General features: G+C 48.5%; 23 protein-coding genes and 1 riboswitch. Of the genes, 15 read left to right on the top strand and 8 right to left on the bottom strand.

Annotated elements, in window-relative coordinates:
• Positions 1-163: 163 nt before the first annotated feature.
• Entirely contained in the window at positions 164-1,060 is an 897-nt protein-coding gene (locus BR62_RS0113255; protein ID WP_172615145.1) for a CvfB family protein, read from the bottom strand.
• Between the two features lie 99 nt (positions 1,061-1,159).
• On the opposite strand from BR62_RS0113255, the gene BR62_RS0113250 reads away from it, so the two are divergent.
• From BR62_RS0113250 to BR62_RS0113235, 4 genes are all read left to right on the top strand, one after another.
• Positions 1,160-1,651: a YajQ family cyclic di-GMP-binding protein gene (locus BR62_RS0113250; RefSeq protein WP_003155112.1), complete on the top strand. Its 492-nt coding sequence runs from the start codon at positions 1,160-1,162 to the stop codon at positions 1,649-1,651.
• A gap of 100 nt (positions 1,652-1,751) precedes the next feature.
• Positions 1,752-1,873, top strand: a riboswitch (SAM riboswitch).
• An 89-nt stretch (positions 1,874-1,962) separates the two neighbouring features.
• Positions 1,963-3,804, top strand: a complete 1,842-nt coding sequence (locus tag BR62_RS0113245; RefSeq protein ID WP_007409150.1) for a bifunctional homocysteine S-methyltransferase/methylenetetrahydrofolate reductase — start codon at positions 1,963-1,965, stop codon at positions 3,802-3,804.
• Positions 3,805-3,886: 82 nt separating this feature from the next.
• Positions 3,887-4,327, top strand: a complete 441-nt coding sequence (locus BR62_RS0113240) for a GNAT family N-acetyltransferase (protein ID WP_007409151.1) — start codon at positions 3,887-3,889, stop codon at positions 4,325-4,327.
• 195 nt (positions 4,328-4,522) lie between these two features.
• On the top strand, positions 4,523-5,149 hold the full coding sequence (locus tag BR62_RS0113235; RefSeq protein WP_032871159.1) for a pentapeptide repeat-containing protein: 627 nt from the start codon (positions 4,523-4,525) through the stop codon (positions 5,147-5,149).
• 7 nt (positions 5,150-5,156) lie between these two features.
• Here the strand turns inward: BR62_RS0113235 and pdxR are convergent, their stop codons facing one another.
• Complete coding sequence (gene pdxR, locus BR62_RS0113230; RefSeq protein ID WP_032871156.1) at positions 5,157-6,599, bottom strand: MocR-like pyridoxine biosynthesis transcription factor PdxR; 1,443 nt, start codon at positions 6,597-6,599, stop codon at positions 5,157-5,159.
• A 125-nt stretch (positions 6,600-6,724) separates the two neighbouring features.
• Here pdxR and BR62_RS0113225 point away from each other — a divergent pair, with 125 nt between their 5' ends.
• Together BR62_RS0113225 and BR62_RS0113220 are read left to right on the top strand one after the other, a co-directional pair.
• Entirely contained in the window at positions 6,725-7,333 is a 609-nt protein-coding gene (locus BR62_RS0113225) for a LysE/ArgO family amino acid transporter (RefSeq protein ID WP_020955613.1), read from the top strand.
• A gap of 53 nt (positions 7,334-7,386) precedes the next feature.
• Positions 7,387-7,881 carry a DinB family protein gene (locus BR62_RS0113220; RefSeq protein WP_015239546.1) on the top strand — a complete coding sequence of 165 codons (495 nt, stop codon included), beginning with the start codon at positions 7,387-7,389 and terminating at the stop codon, positions 7,879-7,881.
• 143 nt (positions 7,882-8,024) lie between these two features.
• On the opposite strand, the gene BR62_RS0113215 is transcribed toward BR62_RS0113220, so the two are convergent.
• Positions 8,025-8,888 carry an AraC family transcriptional regulator gene (locus BR62_RS0113215; RefSeq protein WP_007409155.1) on the bottom strand — a complete coding sequence of 288 codons (864 nt, stop codon included), beginning with the start codon at positions 8,886-8,888 and terminating at the stop codon, positions 8,025-8,027.
• A gap of 122 nt (positions 8,889-9,010) precedes the next feature.
• On the opposite strand from BR62_RS0113215, the gene BR62_RS0113210 reads away from it, so the two are divergent.
• The gene (locus BR62_RS0113210; RefSeq protein WP_003155121.1) at positions 9,011-10,378 is read left to right on the top strand and encodes an MATE family efflux transporter; all 1,368 of its coding nucleotides are present in this window, start codon (positions 9,011-9,013) and stop codon (positions 10,376-10,378) included.
• 35 nt (positions 10,379-10,413) lie between these two features.
• Here the strand turns inward: BR62_RS0113210 and BR62_RS0113205 are convergent, their stop codons facing one another.
• The gene (locus BR62_RS0113205) at positions 10,414-11,154 is read right to left on the bottom strand and encodes a squalene/phytoene synthase family protein (protein WP_032871153.1); all 741 of its coding nucleotides are present in this window, start codon (positions 11,152-11,154) and stop codon (positions 10,414-10,416) included.
• 85 nt (positions 11,155-11,239) lie between these two features.
• Positions 11,240-13,081: an asparagine synthase (glutamine-hydrolyzing) gene (gene asnB, locus BR62_RS0113200; RefSeq protein WP_032871151.1), complete on the bottom strand. Its 1,842-nt coding sequence runs from the start codon at positions 13,079-13,081 to the stop codon at positions 11,240-11,242.
• A 175-nt stretch (positions 13,082-13,256) separates the two neighbouring features.
• On the opposite strand from asnB, the gene BR62_RS0113195 reads away from it, so the two are divergent.
• Positions 13,257-13,799, top strand: a complete 543-nt coding sequence (locus BR62_RS0113195) for a DUF2777 family protein (protein ID WP_032871620.1) — start codon at positions 13,257-13,259, stop codon at positions 13,797-13,799.
• A 264-nt stretch (positions 13,800-14,063) separates the two neighbouring features.
• Here BR62_RS0113195 and BR62_RS0113185 read toward each other — a convergent pair whose 3' ends face one another.
• A complete protein-coding gene (locus tag BR62_RS0113185) occupies positions 14,064-14,420 on the bottom strand; it encodes a YisL family protein (protein ID WP_007409161.1) in 357 nt (118 codons plus the stop codon).
• Positions 14,421-14,513: 93 nt separating this feature from the next.
• Complete coding sequence (locus BR62_RS0113180; protein ID WP_007409162.1) at positions 14,514-15,419, bottom strand: fumarylacetoacetate hydrolase family protein; 906 nt, start codon at positions 15,417-15,419, stop codon at positions 14,514-14,516.
• A gap of 217 nt (positions 15,420-15,636) precedes the next feature.
• Here BR62_RS0113180 and BR62_RS0113175 point away from each other — a divergent pair, with 217 nt between their 5' ends.
• The 7 genes from BR62_RS0113175 (at position 15,637) to BR62_RS0113145 (ending at position 17,991) form a co-directional block, all read left to right on the top strand.
• The gene (locus tag BR62_RS0113175) at positions 15,637-15,852 is read left to right on the top strand and encodes an aspartyl-phosphate phosphatase Spo0E family protein (RefSeq protein WP_007409163.1); all 216 of its coding nucleotides are present in this window, start codon (positions 15,637-15,639) and stop codon (positions 15,850-15,852) included.
• Between the two features lie 189 nt (positions 15,853-16,041).
• Complete coding sequence (locus tag BR62_RS0113170; protein WP_003155135.1) at positions 16,042-16,263, top strand: spore germination protein; 222 nt, start codon at positions 16,042-16,044, stop codon at positions 16,261-16,263.
• 12 nt (positions 16,264-16,275) lie between these two features.
• Positions 16,276-16,512, top strand: coding sequence for a spore germination protein GerPB (locus tag BR62_RS0113165; protein ID WP_007409164.1), 237 nt, complete (start codon positions 16,276-16,278; stop codon positions 16,510-16,512).
• Positions 16,513-16,547: 35 nt separating this feature from the next.
• Positions 16,548-17,165, top strand: a complete 618-nt coding sequence (locus BR62_RS0113160) for a spore germination protein GerPC (protein WP_007409165.1) — start codon at positions 16,548-16,550, stop codon at positions 17,163-17,165.
• A complete protein-coding gene (locus tag BR62_RS0113155) occupies positions 17,162-17,338 on the top strand; it encodes a hypothetical protein (protein ID WP_003155141.1) in 177 nt (58 codons plus the stop codon). Before BR62_RS0113160 ends, BR62_RS0113155 begins: the two co-directional genes overlap by 4 nt.
• A complete protein-coding gene (locus BR62_RS0113150; RefSeq protein ID WP_007409166.1) occupies positions 17,338-17,733 on the top strand; it encodes a spore germination protein GerPE in 396 nt (131 codons plus the stop codon). The genes BR62_RS0113155 and BR62_RS0113150 overlap by 1 nt, the downstream gene beginning before the upstream one ends.
• Before the next feature lie 39 nt (positions 17,734-17,772).
• Entirely contained in the window at positions 17,773-17,991 is a 219-nt protein-coding gene (locus tag BR62_RS0113145; protein ID WP_003155143.1) for a spore germination protein, read from the top strand.
• A gap of 43 nt (positions 17,992-18,034) precedes the next feature.
• Here the strand turns inward: BR62_RS0113145 and BR62_RS0113140 are convergent, their stop codons facing one another.
• Positions 18,035-18,328: a hypothetical protein gene (locus BR62_RS0113140; protein WP_032871148.1), complete on the bottom strand. Its 294-nt coding sequence runs from the start codon at positions 18,326-18,328 to the stop codon at positions 18,035-18,037.
• Positions 18,329-18,332 lie beyond the last annotated feature (4 nt).

The following is an 18,332-nucleotide window of genomic DNA, read 5'->3' as shown; positions in this document are numbered from 1 at the left end:
CTCCTTTTGTTTTTTTCTACAGTTATATATCGGTTCGGATGTCAGAATATTTTATTTCAATAAAATATGTATGTTCGGCAGGATGTTAAACAAATGAGGGTATAGGAGCTTTTGAGAAAATAAAAAACATCGGTTTTGGTTCACCGATGTTTTTGCAGAAAATTTATTGTTTTTCGTATGTCCAGCCGTCTTCCTGATAGACCTTGCCGTTTTTCATCAGATGCCCGAGCGCCCGCTTAAAGGCGGCTTTGCTTAAATGAAACCGTTCGCGGATATCGTCAGGATGGCTTTTGTCTCCGTAAGGCATCGCGCCGTTTCTTGATCTCAGATAGGTCAGAATCTCTTCCGCGTCAACCGAAAGCGCATCCTGCTTTCTCGGCAGCAGTGACATGTTGACGGAGCCGTCTTCCTTCACCTCGATGACACGCCCTGTCACGCGGCTGCCGAGTCTCGGCTCTTCTTTTCTTTCTGAAGGGTGAATAAACGCGCGGATGCCTTCATCGGTAATCAGAAAAGAGCCTGATGCAATCAGTCTGTACACCGTGCCCGTCAGGTCTTTATTCATGACGTCTTCCCCTGCATCCGTAAATAATTCACTGATGATATCCTCAGGCGCCGGCTTGGCAAACATGCGCCCGCGGCTTGTCACCTTCAGCATGCAATACAGTCTGTCTCCTTTTTGCGGCCAGACGGATTTGTACGGAGGCAGGTGCTCCGTTGCGACGAGCGCGTCTTTTGACAGACCGACGTCGACGAATACGCCCATATCTTCCACAGCGTCCGTCACTTCCACCCATCCGTAGTCATAAAAGCTGATGAGCGGCTTTTTCATCGTCGCCGCGAGTCTTTCCTGATGATCGACGTAAATAAATACGTCCACTTCATCTCTGTCTTCGATATCCTCTGTGATTTCACTGTTATGTAAAAGAACCGTATCCTCGCCGTCGGTTAAAAAATAACCGAAATCGGTTTGGTGATCTATACTAAGCGTGAGCTGCTGCCCTGGTCTCATGTTATCGTCCTTCCTGATTCGCCCGTATGAGGCTGATGTTTTTCTCATTTTTTCCAATATGCATAAATTCATGCTTTATGCTGTTGGACATTTCTCTTTATTCTACTATAATCAACTCATAAGTGAAATGTTATAGGAGGTTTTCTCATGGCAAAAGAAAGTTCTTTTGATATTGTATCCAAAGTTGAATTTCCCGAAGTGCAGAATGCGATTCAGATGACGCTGAAAGAAATCGGCACGCGCTATGACTTTAAAGGATCGAAAAGCGATGTAACTTTAGAAAAGGAAGAACTTGTCCTGATTTCTGATGACGAGTTTAAACTGAATCAGCTCAAAGATGTGCTGAGCGGCAAGCTGATCAAACGGGACGTGCCGACGAAAAACATTGAATACGGCAAAATCGAAAATGCATCGGGAGGCACGGTGCGCCAGCGCGCGAAGCTTGTACAGGGCATTGATAAAGACAGCGCCAAAAAAATCAACGCGGTGATTAAAAACTCCGGCTTGAAGGTCAAGTCGCAGATTCAGGACGACCAAGTGCGCGTCACCGGAAAAAATAAAGATGATCTGCAGCAGATTATTGCAGCCGTCCGCGGAGCAGACCTGCCGATTGACGTTCAATTTATTAATTTTAGATAAATTATGTGATTCCTATTGATTATTGTCTCTATTTTCGGTAAATTTGGAGAAAGGGATTTTCACAGTTAAGTTTTGGAAACCCATGACAATTACATGAACGTTCTTATCAAGAGAAGCCGAGGGACTGGCCCGACGACGCTTCAGCAACCGGTGTAGTGGTTTACCCAAACCATGACCAAGGTGCTAAATCCAGCAAGCTAAAAACAGCTTGGAAGATAAGAAGAGAGACAAATGATTACAAAGTCTTCTTCTTAAGAAGACTTTTTTTATTTCTCTTTTTTCCTTGCTGAATGTGACGAAGGAGGCAAACAATGGGACTATTACAAGACTTAAAAGAACGGATTTTAATCGGAGACGGCGCGATGGGCACTCTCCTCTATTCCTACGGCATTGACAGATGTTTTGAGGAACTGAACGTATCAAAGCCCGAAGAGATCAAGCGGATACATAAGGCTTACGTGGAAGCCGGGGCAGACATCATCCAGACAAATACGTACGGCGCGAATTTTATTAAGCTCTCAAGATACGGACTTGAGGACGAAACGAAAAAAATCAATCAGGAGGCGGTCAGAATCGCGCGCGCTTCCTCAGACGGCGCTTATGTATTGGGAACGATGGGCGGCATCCGCACCTTTAACAAAAACGCCTACAGCCTGGAGGAGATTAAACGCAGCTTTCGGGAGCAGCTTTATTTATTGCTGCACGAAGAGCCGGACGGTCTGCTTCTGGAAACATACTATGATTTAGAAGAGGCGCGTGAAGTGCTGAAGATCGCGAGAAAAGAAACGGAACTTCCGATTATGCTGAACGTATCCATGCACGAACAGGGCGTGCTGCAGGACGGAACGCCGCTTCGGGAAGCCCTCAGGTCCATTGCCGATCTCGGCGCTGACATAACGGGAATCAATTGCCGGCTCGGCCCGTACCACATGATTGAAGCGCTCACCGAAGTGCCGATTTTCCGTGACGCTTATTTATCGGTCTATCCGAACAGCAGCCTTCCGTCTTTAGAAGAAGGCCGGCTTGTTTATGATACGGACGATGCCTATTTCCGGGAGAGCGCCGTACAGTTCCGCACTCAGGGCGCGCGCATTATCGGCGGCTGCTGCGGTACGACGCCAAACCATATCAGAGCCATGGCTGAAGCGGTCCAAGGACTTTCTCCCGTCACTGATAAAGAAGTGAAAATCAGACGGGAAGAAGAAGTCATCTCAGTCCGCAACGAACGGACCGAGCCGGGTTTAAACGAAATCGCCGCTCAAAAACGGTCAATTATCGTAGAGCTTGATCCGCCGAAAAAATTGAATTTTGACAAATTTCTGCAAGCGGCGGCTGAATTAAAAGAAACCGGCATAGAAGCGCTGACGCTCGCCGACAATTCATTGGCGACACCGCGGATCAGCAATGCCGCCTGCGGTTCATTGCTGAAAGAGCGCCTTGATATCCGTTCTCTCGTTCACATTACATGCAGAGACCGCAACATCATCGGCCTTCAGTCACATTTAATGGGGCTGGATACGCTCGGGCTCACCGACATTTTAGCCATCACGGGTGATCCTTCAAAAATCGGCGACTTTCCGGGGGCTACCTCCGTCTATGATTTAACGTCCTTTGACTTGATCAGGCTGATTAAACAATTCAACGAGGGCATTTCTTTATCAGGGAAACCGCTCGGCAAGAAAACGAACTTTTCCGTAGCCGGAGCATTTAATCCGAATGTCCGCCATCTCGATAAAGCAGTAAAACGGCTGGAGAAAAAAATCGAGTGCGGAGCTGACTACTTCGTGTCCCAGCCTGTCTACTCGGAGCAGCAGCTCATTGACATTCATCATGAAACGAAGCATCTCAAAACACCGGTGTATATCGGAATCATGCCGTTAACGAGCAGCCGCAACGCAGAGTTCATCCATCATGAAATCCCGGGCATTAAGCTGTCAGACAGCATCCGCGAAAAAATGGCGCTCGCCGGCGAAGACAAGCGGAAGCAGAAAGCCGAAGGCCTCGCCATCGCCAAGTCGCTTCTCGACACGGCGTGCGAACTGTTTAACGGAATTTATTTAATCACCCCGTTTCTCCGTTCTGATTTGACGTCAGAGCTTGCAGCTTATATTAAGCAAAAGGATGAAAAGCGGGCTGATGTATATTTGCATTGACGCGGAAGAGGCCGCCTGATATGACAGGCGGCTTTTTCATGGTACGATACAGAAAAAGAATCAAGCAAAGGAGGATTTTTTCATGGTTGAAGTAAAACCCATCACCGCAGAAGACACATACGCGATCAGACACAGCGTGCTGCGCCCCCATCAGACGATTGAGGATTGTAAATATGATCAGGACAGCGTCAAAGGAGCCTTTCATCTCGGAGGTTTTTACGACGGGACATTGATCAGCATCGCTTCTTTCTACCCGCAGAACCAGCAGGCTTTACAGGCAGCGCCCGCCTATCAGCTGCGCGGCATGGCGACGCTTGAGGAATACCGGACGCAAAAAGCGGGAAGCACGTTAATCGCCTATGCAGAACGAAAACTGGCAGATATGGGGGCGGCGCTTGTCTGGTGCAACGCCAGATGTCACGTAAAGGGATATTACGAAAAGCTCGGCTGGAAAAGCACGGGCAGCCCCTTTGACATACCCGGCATCGGCCCGCATGTGATCATGTATAAAGAACTCGCCTGAAACAGACAAATGCCCTTGGGGACATGTCTCTAAGGGCATTACCTTGAATGTCACGCCTGCTTTTATATACGGTACTATTGACGCCCTCCCGCTTTTTTAATACCCTTTGTACATTACACAACAGCAAGGATGGCAGGCAGAACGATATCTGTCAATTGCCGTTTTCAGCTATTAATTCAGAAAAGGAAGTATGAGATGAATACGATCCAAAAACCGAAAATCCCGAAAGAATTGCCGGTGCTTTCTTTCACAGAAGCGCTTCAGGACGACCTCATAAAAGAAGTCGTCATAGAAAACGCCGTGGTAAACAGCAAACTGGACGGCCTGCGCGCCGAAAAAGTCATTTTCAGAAACACCGTTTTTACGGATGTCTCTTTCAGACATATGGAATGTACGGATGTCCTGTTTGACAAATGTGATGTCTCAAACGCTGATTTCAGCGGAAGCATCATCCATAGAACGGCGTTTCAGCATTCAAAACTTCTCGGCTTGAATCTGGCGGATTCCGCCATGCGTCATGTACGGTTTGAAGACTGCCTCGCAAATTACAGCTCCTTCAGCTATTCCAATATGAAGCATGTCCGGTTTGACACGTGCGCTCTTACAGAAAGCGAGTGGAATGATGCCGTTCTTGAATACACAGATCTTGACGCCTGTGATTTGAACGGCGCAAACTTCATCGGCACGTCTCTTTTTAATATGGATATCAGCACGTGCACATTTGATCATCTGCACGTCTCACTTGAGAAGCTGAAAGGATGCCGCATCTCTCCGGCGCATGCCGTTACATTCGCAGAAGCGCTCGGAGCCATTGTGACGTGATCTTTTATTAAACGAAACGGCGGGCGATGTCCGCTATCGTTTGAATGCCTTTTTCCAAGTCCGGTAAGGATGCGTATGAATAGGAAAGACGCAGGCTTTGCCGGTCTTCGGGAAGATAGAGAGCTCCCGGATTGATCAGCACGCCGGCCTCCAAGGCACGGGTGAAAAGCGTCTGAACGGCGATTGCTTGATGAAAAGTGACCCAAATATAAAAGCCCCCCTCCGGCACACGCCACTCCGCAATATCTCCCGCGTATCTTTCAAGAGAACGCAATGCCGCATCTCTTCTGATTTTGAGTTCCTTTCTGAGACGCAAAAGGCGCGCTTCATAGCGGCCGCTTGACAGCCATTGACATGCCGCCCATTGAGATAAAGCACTGGAGCCGTAATCCGTCTGCATTTTAATATCGGCGAGCCTGTCTGCAACCGGCTCAGGGGCGACGACCCATCCGATGCGCAGACCCGGGCTTACGGTTTTTGACAGCGTGCCGATATACAGCACATTCCCCTCACCGTCCATGGATTTTAACGGAGGCGGCGGTTCTTTATCGATCCATAAATCACCGTATGCGTCATCTTCAATGACAGGCAGGCGGTGATTTCTTGCGAGGACGATGAGTTCCTTCCTCCGCTTGAGTGACATCACCGTTCCTGTCGGATTATGGAATGACGGAATGGTGTACAGCAGCCCTGCTTCGTATTGCCGCCGGTAAGCAGGAAGATGATCCGTTTTGATTCCGCTCCCATCCATTGGCACTCCCTTAAGCCTGACGCCCGCTGATTGAAACACACGCAGGGAATGGAGATACGACGGGTTTTCAGTCAGCATGACAGAGTTTGGTTTTAGCAGCCCGATTGAAATGAGCTGAAGCGCCTGCAGCGCGCCTGAGACGATTACGATGGATGCCGGGGACGCGTGAATTCCCTTTGTTTTCAAATGTTCCGCGACGCTTTGCCGAAGCTGAAGGCTGCCCTTCGGTTCTTCATAGCCGAGCGCAAAAATGTTAGTTCCCGCTTCACGGAACAGTTCGGCCATCTCCTGCTCAGGCAGCAGCTCTTGACTCAGTTCACCCGTCCCCAGCCTGATCAGATCCGGACGCGGCTCGTTTTGATTAATGGCCTGAACCAAGGCTGAATTCGGCTGATGACTTCCCGATGTAACGTATGTGCTCCAATCAAGGGGCTTAGCCGCTGCCATGATGCTCCACGTATTGTTGACGACCTTTGTGCCTCCCCCTCTTTTTCCTTCCAGAAGACCTTGGGCGATTAACTCATCAACTGCTGCCGTCACTGTGCTTCGGTTGACCTGAAGCTCCTCGGCGAGCTTTCTTTGTGAGGGAATTTTCGTGCCGATGGTCCATTCGCCATGAAGTATTTTTTCTTTTATATGCTGTTCGATCTGGAGATAAAGCGGTATGTGCGACTCCCGATCCGGACGCCAGCTGTTCATACGTCATCCCTCCTTCTTTATTTATTATACATTTGGCTGGTTTAAGTACCAGCCAAATGGCCGGAGACATCAGCACACAGTGCGGCTACAATGAGATTTAGTTGACGATTGGAGGGTTTTACGATATGAATGCCATTCTTCACGGAGTGATGCTCGCTTTCGGCCTTATTTTGCCATTGGGCGCGCAAAACGTGTTTATTTTTCAGCAGGGAGCCTGGCAAAAACATGTGTGGCAGGCGTTTCCCGCAGTGATTGCCGCCGCGGTATGCGATACGATTCTCATCAGCGCGGCCGTCGCAGGCGTGTCAATGATTATTGCAGAGATTCCCGTTTTTCAGACCGTCATGCTTATAGGCGGCTTTTTGTTTCTCAGTTTTTTAGGCTGGCAGACTTGGAGAAGCAAACCGCAGGCCGAACAGGCGAAAAAAACGGTTTTCTCGGCAAAAAAACAGGCGGTCACGGCCGCCATGGTATCCCTTTTGAACCCGCATGCGATTTTGGATACCGTCAGTGTCATCGGCACAAGCTCCGCCGCCTATCCGGGAATTGATAAATGGCTGTTTGCCGGTGCTTGTATCGCGGTTTCCTGGGTATGGTTCGCCGGACTGGCGTTCGCGGGACGGCTCGTTCAAACGGCGGATACAGGAGGCCGGCTCCTCGGCATCCTGAATAAATGCTCGGCATTGGTGATGTGGGGTGCTGCTTTTTATTTTGCGGCGCTTTTGTTTCGATAAAAGGAATTCGGCCAGGCCATGTTGAATGTACCGGAAGAAGAGGGGGAATTGGAATGTCAGACATTTTAAAGCTGTATCACTACCACAGATGGGCAAATGAGCAAGTTATTCAGCATCTGAAGACGCTGCCCGCGGTCAGCTTACAGCAGAAACTGAAAAGTGTTTTTCCGACTGTGAACGCCGTGCTTGTGCATATATACCGGGCTGATTACATTTGGCTTCACGTGCTTTACGGAGAAACTTTCGAACAAATCGTCTCGCAGTTTGATCAATTTGAAAAGCTTGACGGAGATTTTGAGGCGATTGAACATAGAATGACTGAACTGGACAAAGAATTCAGCGAATTTTTAAAAGAAATGGAGAACCCGGAAGGTCCGATCTCTATTTCTCATCCGCGCCTGGGGACGCTTCAGACGACATATGCCGATGTGATCCGGCATGTTGTGAATCACGGCACATACCATCGCGGCAATATCACCGCGATGCTTCACCAAATGGGCTATAAAGGCGTGCCGACTGACTACATTTTTTTCTCATACGAATCATAAAAAAGCAAAGGCCTCCCGGGCCTTTGCTTTTTCACTTCGAATCTATCATAATCCGGCATAGCCGGAGACGCCCGCTTTTTCGGCCACATCGTAAATTGTCATTTTCATGCTTACTGATCCCTCTTTTGTTCTCTGGTATTAGGTCAGTCCGTTTTCCGGCTTACGAATTTGCGGTATTCAAGCGGCGAAATGCCTTCAATCTGTTTAAACAGTTTGGAAAAATAGGTCGGGTCCTCCATACCGATGGCGTCCGCGATTGCCCCCATTTTGTCATTGGTTGCGGACAAAAGACGTTTCGCCTCCGTCATTCTGACTTTGTTCGTATACTGGCCGGGCGTGACGCCGAGCACCTGCTGCATACAGCGGGTCACGTAGTCTTGGTTGTAATGAAGAGCCGAAGAGAGCGCTTTGATGGTTGTTTTCTCCTGATAGTGCTCCTGCAGGTACCGGGCGGCCTCCCATGCGACTCTTTCCTTTGCGGACGGGATTTGGAACGCTTCTTTCTGAAGATGGAGCAGCAGCTCTTCAAACAGAATCTGCTTTCTGAGCGGCAGATCGGAGTTCTCGGCGCTGTCATCGGTCAGCACACTGAATTGCCCGGCCATAAACTGCGGGCGTCTCACCTTCCCTTTTTGCGGCAGGGACAGGCGGTAGCGGGACGGTTCTTCAAAGCTCCCTTTTTTTCGCCTCAGCTCCGACCAATTGTTCCCGGTTGTTTCCGTCACCTCATAAGCCGCTCCCTCAAAATGAAGCCACGAATAGGATGTCGTTTCTTCACTGCCTTTTGTCCCGTAATGTTCAAGGCCGGGAGAAAGCAGAATATATTCTCCCGCTTCAACGGAAAAGGCGTTTTCGTCTTCTGTAATGTAGAGGACGCCTTCTTTCACATACAGCAGATCAAACACCGGGAAGACCCGTCTCACATGGGTTTCGCCTTTTTTGAATACTCCTTCTCCCGCAGCGATAAAGACCGGGAACGGAGGAACTGTGAACTCGAGAAAGGACATATTTTCGGCCCTCCTTTTTAAGTCGGATTTTTGCAAGAAGTTTCGTTTCTCTCCCTTTTTATTATAAGAAAATGGAGGTACACTTTTAAACGTTGATTTTGTCAGGAAAGGGGTTAAAAGAAATGAAACAAGCGATTTTAAAACGGGCTGCGTTCAAACAATCCTCTGATCACAAACTCTCATTATACGCGCTGACTTGGCCGATATTTATTGAGGTTTCATTATATATGTTTATGGGAAACGCCGACACTCTTATGCTTAGCCAATACTCTGACAACAGTGTGGCGGCCGTGGGTGTCAGCAATCAGATTTTAAATTTAATTATCGTGATGTTCAGCTTTATCGCAACGGGTACGACAATTGTGATTTCACAGTTTTTAGGATCTAAACAGAAAAAAGAGGCGCAGGAAGTGGCTTATGTATCAATAGGAGCGAACTTTGTCATCAGTCTCGCCATCAGCGCCGCCATATTTTTTGCGGCCGTTCCGCTGCTTCATGTGATGGGTCTTTCCAATGAATTGATGCCGGATGCCAAAGTCTTTTTGCAGGTGGTCGGCGGGCTGTCCTTCATTCAGGCTTTGATTATGACGTTCAGCGCCATTTTAAAAAGCTACGGTCATACGAAGGATACGATGTTCGTTACGATCGGGATGAATATTTTAAATATTGCCGGAAACTTTCTTGTCATTTTCGGGCCGCTCGGCCTTCCGGTGTTAGGCGTCGCCGGTGTTGCGATGTCAACGTCCTTCGCGCGGATCATCGGGCTGATCGCGATGATTGTGATCGTCAAAAAACGCATCGGACTCGGTCTGACATGGCAAAAGATTTTTCACGTCCATAAAGAGCACTTGCGGAAACTCCTGAAAATCGGGATTCCGTCTGCCGGCGAACAGCTGTCTTACAACATTTCGCAAATGGTTGTCACTTATTTTATCGCCATTATGGGCGCTCAGGCACTTACAACAAAGGTTTATACACAAAACATCACCATGTTTATCCTGCTGTTCGGAACGGCGATCAGCCAGGGCACACAGATTTTGATCGGCAGATATATCGGCGCCAAACGGTTTGACGACGCTTATGACCGCTGCATGAAAAGTCTGTACTGGGCGCTTGGCATTGCCGCTTTGACATCCGTGATCATGACCTTGTTTTCAAAGCAGCTGATCGGAATTTTCACAAGCAGCCCTGACATAATTGCGACGGCGAGCATGCTGATCGCCATGACGATCATTCTTGAGCCCGGCCGTTCATTTAATGTCATTATCATCAACTCGCTGCGGGCTGCCGGAGATGCAAAATTTCCCGTCTACATGGCGATGATTTCCATGTGGGGTATCGGTCTGCCGCTCGCTTATCTGTTCGGCATCCATTTCGGATTAGGGCTTATGGGCATCTGGATTTCATTTATCGCGGATGAATGGGTCAGAGGCATTCTTATGTACAGAAGATGGCGGTCGCGGATTTGGATTCAAAAAGGGATTGCATAAACGCCCGAAGCTTCGTTATGAAGCTGGGCGTTTTTTTATGCTTGTGAAAGCCGTTGTCTCATGTCACCGAGCTCTGATCGGTAATGTGCCGCTAAACCGGTAACGGCGGGCCTTGAGTATAACGGAAACAGCTCCAGCTCTTCAGACGCCTCCTCGAAATACGCCTCGGCCTCGAATGCGATGTACTCCCATACATTCATAAAAGCTTTGTTGACGGTATGGCTCTCCAGCTCTTCTTCCGTATAGCCGAATTGCTTCATCACCTGGCGCGGGAGACGCTTTTTCGCCCGCTCGTCCGTATGGACCTCCAGAAGCACCCGGGTCAGCTGAATGGCTGCTCCTAATGAAACGGCTGCATGGCGGAGTTTCTCTTGGTTCCGGCGCGCACAAACCGGCAGCAGCAGCAGGCCGAGGGCTCCGCCTGTTTGGCCCGCATACATCAGCAGGTCATCAAACTCTTGATACGTTACTTTTTCTCTGTCAGAGATTTGGCCGGCGATAAACTCACGTAACGGCTCTTCTTCAAGCGCAAATTGCTGCCGCACATCGGTGAGCGCCTCCCACAAAAAGCCGTCGGCGCGGGACCCGTTCAGAAAGTCTTGTGCCGCCTGTTCAAATCCTCCAAGTTCCTGCACATCAAGCCGGTCAGCTTCGTGAAACAAAGCAAGCACCGCCCATGCGGCCCGCCTGTTTTTTGGCGGCAGGGATGAGAAAGTCCGTTTATATAAAGGAAAGTGCGCCTCGGCAAGCTGGGCGCATGTTTCGTATTCGGTCATGGTATCACTCCTCTGTTTTTTAGTGTACCATATGTTTCACAATAAAAAGACCGATATCCTTCAGCGGAAACCGGTCGCGGCACTGTTATTCTTCTATATCGATACGGTACGCCTCAAACCATGTATGGATCTGGGCAAGATGGGCGATCAGCTGCGGGCCTTTCATCAGCTGGCCGAACCACGGAACCTGAAAAGATGAACCTTCTGTCTCCAGCAGCATTTCCAGCTTCTTTCTGTCAAGCAGGGTGTGAAGCACGGAATCTTTCTGTTGTAAAATCGTTTTCAGCCATTCTGTGACCCCCTGCGTGTATTTCGGGTGATGCGTTTTCGGATAAGGACTTTTTTTGCGGTACAAAATATCTTCAGGAAGCAGTCCTTCAAGCGCTTTCCGCAAGATACCTTTTTCCCGGTTGCCATGCATTTTCATTTCCCAAGGAATATTCCAAACGTATTCCACAAGTCTGTGGTCGGCGAACGGCACCCGTACTTCAAGACTTGCGCCCATGCTCATGCGATCTTTGCGGTCGAGCAGATTTGTCATAAACCAAAGCATATTTAAGTAGAACAGCTGCCGTCTCGCTTTATCTGTTCCCGTCTCACCATCTAACAGCGGCGTTTCCGCAATGGTTTCTTCATATCTCGCATTCACGTATTCTCTAAGATTCAGCCGTTTTTTCCACTTTTCATCCAAGAGCGTGACCCTCTCCTCAGTCGACCTCATCCAAGGAAATCCCTCTTCTTCTGCCGCTGTGTGAAACCACGGATATCCGCCGAAAATTTCGTCCGCACATTCTCCGGAAAGGCTCACGACAAAATCTTTTTTAATTTCCCGGCAGAACCATAATAGCGATGAATCAACATCAGCCATGCCCGGCAGGTCTCTGACGAGAACGGATTCCTCCAGATGTTCAATCAGCTGATCCTGCGTAATCACGCACTTATGATGCTGTGTGCCGAATGCATTTGTCATTTTATCGATCCACGGGCCGTCATCATTCGGCTGAAAGGCGCTCGCTTTAAAAAATTTGCTGTTCTCCTCATAATCAATTGAATAAGTATGAAGGGGATCTCTGCCTTGTTTCTCAAAATGAGCGGCGGCTATCGCGGTTATCGCGCTCGAATCAAGCCCCCCTGATAAAAACGTGCAAATCGGCACGTCAGATACGAGCTGGCGTGTCACTGCATCCTGAAATAAGTACCGAATGTGAGCCGCGGTTTCATCGAAGCTGTCTGTATGCTTTTCGCTCTTTACATTCCAATAACGCCATATGGACAAACCGTCCTTTGAGAAAGTGAACGCATGGGCGGGACGCACCTCGTGAATTCCTTTAAACACCCCGCAGCCCGGAGTTCTGGACGGTCCGAGTCCGAATACTTCCGCAAGTCCGCCGCTGTCTGTGCGGGCTTTCACATCAGGATGAGCAAGGATGGCTTTCATTTCCGACCCAAACAGAAAGGAAGAGCCGTGTTCTTTATAAAAAAACGGTTTGACGCCGAGCCGGTCTCTTGCCCCGAACAGCCGCTTGCGCTTTTCATCCCAGATGGCAAAAGCGAAAATACCGTTCAAGCGGTCCACGCACTCCTCCCGCCACTCAATATAGCTGTGCAGCAGCACTTCTGTATCAGAGGTCCTCTCAAAACGGTGGCCCCTCGCCTGAAGCTCCTTCCGCAATTCCTCCGTGTTATACAGCTCGCCATTATAAATGATGGTGTACGTTTCCTCTTGATGCGTGCAGGCCATCGGCTGGCGGCCGCCTTCAATGTCAACGACCGAAAGTCTTTTATGTCCGAATAAAACATGGGGCTCTCCCCAGACGTTTGAATCATCAGGCCCTCGTTTTGAAAGAGTGTCTATCATATTGTTCATAATATGTTTCTCTTGGACGAGCTGCTTTTGAAAATCGACCCAACCCGCAATTCCACACATGTGATATCAGCTCCAATCCCGTTTCTGTCGGTATCAAATTCGTTTCTATCAGCACTTTACCCAGTTTATGCAAAGAAACGCAGATAGTTGATTTGTCCCACTAAGAGTTGTATGAGACAAGCCCGATTTGGAAAGAACGGAAGAGAAGAAACAAACAAAGGAGACCGGCACGGTTATGAAACGAAAACAGCTTTTCTCAGAAAAAAACAAATGGGGGCGCGGCACCCTGATGATAGAGGACGGCATCTGCCTCATCGAAAACGATGAAGGCGATATCCTGCTTGCAGACAGTCTAGCAAACGCAGACGTATTGATGAAACGCGACGGCAGATGGCAGCCGGCACGGATTTGCGGCGGTGCGGCCGAAATCGGTGCAGACACCATCCCCCTGCTCGGCGGGGAAGAAATCCGTTATGAAAAGGCGGTCAAACGGCCGCTGTTAACCTTGCTCGATTCGCTGGACGATGAAACGTTCCTGCTGTTTCTCAGCCATCTGCACGGGTTCGGCCTGTCTGTATATGATTGCGTATTTTCCTACAATCAGGCGCTGTTTTCCGGTGAAGGCGTTTCGTTTTATCACTTCTCGGCGGATGACGCACAATGCGCCCTGCAGCATCACCGCGGCAGCTCGGGTAAACACGACAGATTTGAATGGACGGCATCTGACGGGCGGCGCTCCATTATGTATTCTGCGGCAAAACAAGACGGCACCGCGTAACAAACAGGCGGCACCTTTTAAATAGGTGCCGCCTGATGTATTCAGCTTTGTTTTTCACGCTGATTGATGCCCGGCGTTTGCTTTTACCCTTCACAGCCGTAGCTTTTGCGGCAACAAGAGTGATTGACGCTTTTGGCATCCTGCACATCTCCTTCGCCTCATCAACATCCCCTGTCACGGCATTTCTCATTCAGCGGCACAGTTGCGCAGAATGTATGCGCAACTAAAAAAACCCGGATGCATCCGGGTTTTTTTAGCGATTGATTAAAATACGTGAAAGCCGATCGGCAAGTGAAGGCCGAGCAGCACTGTCAGGACGAGCACGATAATAAAACCGATCCACAGTCCGCCGGTTGATTTGCCTTTTTTCTTGCGGATGACGAGCATTTCCATCAGTCCGATGGTAATGATGCCGAGCAGCATTTTTCCGGCGTACTCTCCGTTCCAATTCGCAAAACGGACAAAAAGCTCAGCTCCGGTCAGAATAATAATAATGTAGAATAAGCGCAGAATCATATGCGTAATTTTTGCGCCCTTCGCTTTTCCGGAACCGTACAGCCCGTAGCTGACAAATACCAGGATAAGCGCAACGACCCATGAAGTAATATGCCAATGTGTCATTATGTTCAATTCCCCCTATCAGATCAATCTGCCTCACTTATGGTACCACAACAAGCCGATCGGAGCATTATCAATCGTGCGAAAGACACACAATTATCCGATTTGGTTCGACAGCGTGCCGATCGGTTCAATTGTAATGTCAATGCGGTCCCCCGGCTTTAAAAATTTCGGCGGCTTAAACCCTTTTCCGACACCGGACGGCGTCCCCGTCGCTATAATGTCACCGGCTTCAAGCGTCATCCCTTTTGACAGCGTTTCGATTAATTCAGCTATCGGAAAAATCATGTCACCCGTTGATCCTGATTGGCGCAGTTCTCCGTTCACCCGCGTTTCAACTTTCAGGCTTTGCGGATCACTGACGGCCGACTTATGTACAATGACCGGGCCCATCGGGCATGTCGTATCGAGGCTTTTGCCGATAAAAAACTGTTTATGTTTCTTCTGCAGATCGCGCGCTGTTATATCATTTACAATTGTATAGCCGAATATATGATCAAGCGCATGTTCTTTGGAGATGTGCGATCCGCTTTTAGATATGATTACCGCAAGCTCCCCTTCATAATCAAGCTGCTCCGTTACGTCCAAGTGGCTGTTCACTGTTTCTCCGTGACCTGTAACGGCAGCGGGGGCTTTCGTAAAAACCATGGGATGCTCCGGTATATCCGCCTCACTCCCCATTTCAACAGCATGATCACGATAATTTTTCCCGATGCAGATCACGTTCTTTGAAGGTCTCGGAATAGGCGCGCAAAGCTTTACGTCAGACAGCGCATACATAAATGAACCAGACTCATCATTCGGTTTTTTCGCCCATTCCGCAAGCTGTCCGGCATGCGCGACAAACTTATCTCCTTTTTGAATGCACTCGATCAGCGAACCCGGAATCGTCTCAAGTTCAAACAATTTTTTTTCAGCCTTTTGCAGATCTAAGATTTTGTCATCATCAATGATCAGACCGACAAATGTTCGGCTGTTCAGTTCCCCTGTCGCAAATTTCATGTTAATCCCCCATCATTTTTAAATCTGGCATTCCTTTATGTATTCTTCCTCCGGGCGGGAAATTCCTCTTTTAAACAGGCTGAAAATAAGTGTAAAAGAGTATCAAAAATTGTCACTTTTTTAGTCATATTGACGAAATAAAACCTTCTTGGCCAAAATGGGTTATACTATTATCATCCTATGTTTTCCAAAATAATCGAGAATTGGAGATCACACGATGAACAAAATTGAAGAAAAAAGATTAACTTTATTCGAGACAGCGCAAAAATTCGGAATCAATGCGACGGAGACCATCAGGTGCAGCCAGGAGCTGGACAGCCTTTTAAACGGGTGCCGGGGCGGGCTCATCCAACAAACGAAAGACAGCGGGCTGAACCCGGCCGCACAGATTGAGCACGGCCGCACCGCAGGAAAAAAAGAGGCTTTCTCATAAACGTGATATGTATATAAATCTGTATCATTTATGTATAAGACCCGGCATGCGTAAAGCGCCGGTGTTTTTACGTCTAAAGTTTTTTCCGCTCACAAAAATGTGCATTTGTCATAAGCTATTTTAGGCAGGCAGCCCAGATAAGCTCCTGGAGTGCAGTCATGAAAATCTTCACGAAAAGGATGTGCTCGTATGCCCGCAATTGTCGGAGCGTTTAAAATTAATGCCGTCGGTACGAGCGGAGTCGTTCATATAGGCGACTGCATCACCATTTCTCCAAAAGCAGAGGTTAAGACATTTGCCGGAGCGGGCAGCTTCAATACCGGAGACAATCTCACACTGACGAATTACAGGAATTCAACGAATGTGTACGATAATGATGTAATCGATCAGCCGATGGCAGGAAACGCATAAAGGAGGCGCCGTATGAATTTTTACGTCAATCAGTCGATCCATATCAATTACATGCGTGTAGAATCTGTCAGCAATTCCTCCATACTGCAAATCGGAAGCGCCGGTTCAATTAAATCTCTTTCCAATCTGTACAACACAGGGAGTTATGTTGAGCCGGCGCCGCCTGTCACCGCGGGGCAGCAGACTGTAACAACAGGGGGGGGTCCCGGCACCTCATCATTTGTACCGCTCCAGCCGCCAAGCCGGTAGTTTTAATGAAGGAAACGAGACGCGAGGTGAATGTCATGTATGATCAATCCGTTTCATCCTACCTGCAGAATTTAAATTCTTTCGTCCAGCAGCAGGCGCAGCAGATTCAGGAGCTCGAACGGCAGATGAAAGAATTCCAAAATGAAATTTCAACGCTGAAGCAGCAGCCTTCTACAAGAATCGATCGGCTCGAGTATAAATTTGATCAGCTGAAAATTGAACGGCTGGAAGGAACGCTGAATATCGGATTGAATCCGACTGATCCGAATGCCGTGCAAAACTTCGAAGTCGGCCAGACATCTCCGCAGGTCGGAATGATGCAGCAGGAACAGGCGGGCCAGCAAATGCAGCAAATCCGTCAAAACGTCGATATGTACCTGAATGAAGAAATCCCCGCGCTTTTAGAGCAGCTCGAAACTCAGTATGAGAGCAGGCTGGACGAAGCGAACAAATATCATATTATTGAAGATATCAGAAAGCAGATGGACAGCCGGATTCAGTATTATCTGTCCCATGTCCCGAAAGAAGAAAATACGGCGCCCGCGCAATATGCCGAGCAGATTGCCGAACATGTGAAGCGTGATATTGTCAGGGCCGTCGAGCACTTTATTAAGCACATACCTGGTGAAATGAAAGGTGATGATCCGTCATGATTTTTACAGTGATTAACCGGAATATTGAAGTCGGCGACATCCGGTCTACCGGTGTATCCAGTTCTTCCTTATTATTAATCGGCGACACCGATTCCGTCTATCTGTCTTCCATCTTTGACACGCCTCCGGAATCTCTTATTATCGGGCCTTATGTGCCGCTGGCGCCGGAATAATGTTAAAGCGCATTTCACGCCTCCGGAACGCCAAAATCAATTCAGTCGGGATTGCGAGTGTCTTTCAAGCAGGCGATACAAATGAAATCAATATGCGGATCAAAGTATTGGCCGATCAGCGTAGTCTTGCTGTATACAGAGATGATGAAGGCTCATTTAACAAAAAAGAATACCAGATTTTTCGGCAGCCGGCCGTCATGCCGTTACCGGAAACGGGAGTCCAAAGCGCATTCTGCCATGAAAACCCTTCAATTCGGGTAAGGAATGTGAAAGTTCAAGGGGTATCGTCAGCATCCGTGGTTCAAATCGGATCGACGTCGATCGTTCTGGGAGATTCGCGGCTGAAACATATTAGGCAGATCTTCACGCCAAGCTCACAATCACAGCAGCCCTGACATATAATGACGATGAGACTTCTATAAAGGGTGTCGTTTATGCCAGCAATTACCGGACCTATAGCTATCAATTCCATATCGGGCGGAGTCGTAAACTTTGGTGATTCCTTTTACCTTTCTCCAAAAAGCTCTTCTAAATCTGCGCTCGGTTCGGGAGCAGGCAATACCGGAGATTTCCTGTTATTAAACAACGTTGTCAATGCGACAAACTATATAGACCCCGATGTCAGCGATCAAAATGTGGTCGGAAACGCCTAAAAAGCAGCCGCTCTTTCAGAAGAGGGCTGCTTTTGGTTCAGCGTTATTTTCGTTCATTTGCTTTTTTTGTTTTTACAATCTTTTCCGGCGGCTGTTTTCTGATCCATTTCACAAACCGCGCGAGTTTCGGGTCACGCCGCAGCTCTTCTATTCCCGTGAGCCTTGCCGCAAGCTCCTGATTCGTATAGAGCGCGTGAACCTGTTTATGACAAGGGATGCAGAGCATTGCGGTCGGAAGGAATGTCCCGCCTTCTTCCTTAGGCGTTAAGTGGTGCTCCGTCAGCCGCACATGATGGCGGCCGCATAATTCACATGTGCCCTCGGCAGAATCGGCCATGATT

The organism is Bacillus sp. UNC69MF (genome assembly GCF_000746035.1).
Lineage (GTDB): Bacteria > Bacillota > Bacilli > Bacillales > Bacillaceae > Bacillus > Bacillus velezensis.
The sequence above is the reverse complement of the archived record's forward strand: the minus strand, read 5'-3'. Positions and strand labels throughout refer to the sequence as shown.